Origin of the sequence: Flavobacterium sp., from assembly GCF_043720215.1 — a bacterium.
Classification (GTDB): Bacteria; Bacteroidota; Bacteroidia; order Flavobacteriales; family Flavobacteriaceae; genus Flavobacterium.
In genome coordinates this window covers 1-3,730 of sequence record NZ_JAYSSZ010000159.1, presented here as the reverse complement: position 1 = coordinate 3,730, position 3,730 = coordinate 1, and the positions used below count along the sequence as shown (strand labels likewise).

Sequence of the window (3,730 nt, the reverse complement as noted above, 5' to 3'; positions counted from 1 at the left end):
ATAAAAGTAGCTAGAGAAAAAACAGCTTACGAAAAACTATGGCAGTAGAAAATAGAAATATTTTAAAACGAATTTACCTCGTTGCTTTGGTTATCTTAATTATGGTAACAGCAATAGGCGTGAAGCTCACTAATATTCAGTGGGTTGAAGGCGACTATTACCGCAAGTTAGCTAAAGAACGTAGTGTAAAAACATTCGTAATTCCTGCTAATAGGGGTAATGTGTATTCTTCTGACGGAAGTTTACTTGCTACTTCAATCCCAAATTATACTATTCGTTTCGATGCATTGGCACCAAGTCAAGAAAATTTTGAGGAAAATGTTAAATCCTTATCCGATTCACTTTCAATAGTGCTTAAAAAGCCAAGTGCAACCTATTTGAATGAATTTCGTAAAGCTAGAGCCAATAAAAACAGATATTTTCTAGTGGCCAAAAAATTGAGTTATACTCAATATATGACTATCAAAAAATTTCCACTATTTAATTTGGGAGCTTACAAAGGCGGAATGATTACAGAGCAACAAACGGTTCGCGAACATCCAATAGGGAAAATTGCCGAAAGAACAATTGGTTACGAACGTTTTGACGAATCAGGAAATCTAACCAGAGTTGGTATCGAAGGCGCTTTTAGTAATTACCTTAACGGGAAAGATGGCAAGGTTTTAAAACAAAAAATATCTAAAGGACAATGGAAACCCATTCGTGATGATAATGAAGTTGATCCTCAAGATGGTTATGATATTGTCTCTACGATTGATGTTTATGTACAAGATATTGCACATCATGCTTTGCTGAAACAGTTAATCGAATATGATGCAGATCACGGTTGTGTTGTCGTGATGGAAACCAAAACTGGAGCGGTAAAAGCGATTTCTAATCTAGGAAAAGGTAAAGATGGATCATATTACGAAACCATAAATTATGCTGTTGCCGAATCGCACGAACCTGGTTCTACTTTCAAGCTAGTCGATTTGATAGCGCTTCTTGATGACAAAAAAATAGATACTAGCAAAGTCTATAACACCAATGGAGGTGTTGTTACCTATCGTGGTCGTAAAGTAGAAGATTCTCACGAAGGCGGTTACGGAAAAATTTCTTTAGGTAGAGGTTTTGAAGTTTCTTCAAACACAGTTATGGTTCAAGCCGTTTACGAAAATTACAATAAAAACCCTAAGCAATTTACTGATAGGATTGTTAATTTGGGATTAAACAAACCATTAGGATTACCGTTTAAAGGCGAAGGAATACCGTTTATTCCAGAACCTTCAGATAAGAAATGGAGTGCTATTTCACTTCCGTGGATGGCTTTTGGATATGGAGTTTCGGTTACGCCATTGCAAACACTAACATTGTATAATGCCATTGCCAATAATGGGGAAATGGTTAAGCCAAAATTTGTGCAAGAAGTAAAAGAATGGAATAAAACCATCAAAAAATTTGACAAACAAATCATCAATCCAAAAATTTGTTCGGACGAAACACTCAAAAAAGTAAGAGCTGTTTTAGAAAATGTGGTTAAAAGAGGAACAGGATCAAAACTCTATTCTAAAGATTTTTCGATGGCTGGTAAAACAGGAACGGCACAAGTAAATTATCATAAAACAGATGGTAGTATGTATTATGCTTCATCTTTTGCGGGTTATTTTCCAGCCGAAAACCCTAAATATTCTTGCATTGTAGTGGTTCATAAACCTAATACATCAAAAAATAATTATTATGGAGCCGATGTTGCTGGTCCCGTTTTCAAACGGATCGCTCAGAAAGTTTTTACTGATGTTCCATCAACAAATGAGGTGAAGAATCTGAGGAAAAATAATCCAGTTCAAGACAAAAATTATTTGACTTACAATGATAAAGTAAATAAAAAAGCAACAGTAATTCCAAATTTGCACGGTATGTCTGGAATGGATGCAGTGGCATTATTAGAAAATTTGAATATGAAGGTTAAAGCTATAGGAATTGGAAAAGTTAAAAAACAATCTATTCAAGCAGGGCAACCAATTGTAAAAAATCAACTTATAATTTTAGAATTGTCATAATGATTTTAAAAGAAATATTATATAAAGTAGCTCTCGAAGTTGTTCACGGTTCAACCGATGTTGCTGTGAATAATATTCATTTTGATTCTCGAAAAATAGAATCAAATGATGTTTTTGTAGCCATTCGTGGTTCAATTTCAAACGGACATGAGTTTATAGATAAAGCTATTTCTCTCGGAGCTTCTGTAATTATTTGCGATACATTACCAACGGATTTATTGCCACAAATTACTTATGTAAAAGTAAAAGACACGAATGCAGCTTTAGCCTATTTAGCAACAAATTTTTATTATAATCCATCACAAAAACTGCAATTGGTTGGTGTAACGGGGACAAACGGTAAAACAACAATTGCTTCACTTTTATATCAATTATTCAAAAAAGCAGGTTTCAAAGTCGGATTACTTTCTACTGTAAAAATCTTAGTAGATGAAGTAGAATATAAAGCAACACATACTACGCCAGATTCATTAACAATCAATTATTATTTGAATGAAATGGTTGAAGCGGGTTGCGAATATTGCTTTATGGAAGTAAGCTCGCATGGGATTCATCAAAAACGTACCGAAGGTTTACAATTCGTAGGCGGAGTTTTTACAAACTTATCTCACGATCATTTAGATTATCATCCAACATTTGCAGAATATCGCGATGTAAAAAAATCATTCTTCGATAATTTGCCTAAAAACGCATTTGCGCTGTCTAACATAGATGATAAAAATGGTGCCGTAATGATGCAAAATACTAAGGCAAGAAAATTGTCTTATGCATTAAAAACGTATGCCGATTATAAAGCTATTATTATCGAAAATCAGTTAAGCGGATTGTTATTAAAAATAAACGAACAAGAAGTTTGGGTTCGATTGATTGGAACTTTCAATGCGTATAATTTATTGGCAATTTACGGAGTGGCAATCGAATTAGGGATTGAAAAATTAGAAGTTTTAAGATTACTGTCAGAATTAGAAAGTGTTTCAGGACGTTTTCAATTTATAGTTTCAAAGGAAAAAATCACAGCAATTGTTGATTATGCACACACACCTGATGCTTTAGAAAATGTGTTGAGTACTATAAATGATATTCGTACTCGCAACGAACAATTAATTACGATTGTAGGTTGTGGAGGTGATAGAGACAAGACAAAAAGACCAATAATGGCAAATATCGCTTCAGAAATGAGTGACAAAGCTATTTTAACATCAGATAATCCAAGAACAGAAAATCCTGAAACCATTATTGCCGAAATGGAAGCTGGAATTACACCAGTTAATTATAAAAAATACATGTCAATTACGGATAGAAAACAAGCTATAAAAACCGCTTGTCAGCTAGCACAACCTAATGATATTATTCTAATTGCAGGAAAAGGACACGAAACGTATCAAGAAATAAACGGCGTTCGTCACGATTTTGATGATATGCAAATTGTAAAAGAAATTTTAGAACAATTAAACAAATAAAGTTCAATCGTTGATTCGTTTAATCGGTTAACCGAATCAACAAATAACCGAATTAACAAATATCCAAAAATATGTTATACGATTTATTTCAATATTTAGACAAATACTTTGATTTTCCAGGCGCTGGAGTTTTTCAATATATCACATTTAGATCAGCATTAGCGATTATCATGTCATTGCTTATTTCGACTATTTTCGGAAAAAGAGTTATTGGTTATTTAAGTCGTTTGC

General features: G+C 33.5%; 2 protein-coding genes and 1 pseudogene. All 3 read left to right on the top strand.

The window, feature by feature from the left end:
- Positions 1-38 precede the first annotated feature (38 nt).
- Positions 39-2,039, top strand: a complete 2,001-nt coding sequence (locus ACHZC3_RS07510; RefSeq protein WP_394759246.1) for a penicillin-binding protein — start codon at positions 39-41, stop codon at positions 2,037-2,039.
- The gene (locus ACHZC3_RS07505; RefSeq protein ID WP_394759245.1) at positions 2,039-3,499 is read left to right on the top strand and encodes a UDP-N-acetylmuramoyl-L-alanyl-D-glutamate--2,6-diaminopimelate ligase; all 1,461 of its coding nucleotides are present in this window, start codon (positions 2,039-2,041) and stop codon (positions 3,497-3,499) included. The genes ACHZC3_RS07510 and ACHZC3_RS07505 overlap by 1 nt, the downstream gene beginning before the upstream one ends.
- Positions 3,500-3,570: 71 nt before the next feature.
- A pseudogene (locus ACHZC3_RS07500) lies at positions 3,571-3,730 on the top strand (phospho-N-acetylmuramoyl-pentapeptide-transferase); the annotation flags it as partial.

What these genes read in the sequence shown, in the direction of transcription:
- ACHZC3_RS07510 (WP_394759246.1), top strand. Translation starts at nt 39, where the DNA reads ATGGCAGTAGAAAATAGAAATATTTTAAAACGAATTTACCTCGTTGCT.
- ACHZC3_RS07505 (WP_394759245.1), top strand. Translation starts at nt 2,039, where the DNA reads ATGATTTTAAAAGAAATATTATATAAAGTAGCTCTCGAAGTTGTTCAC.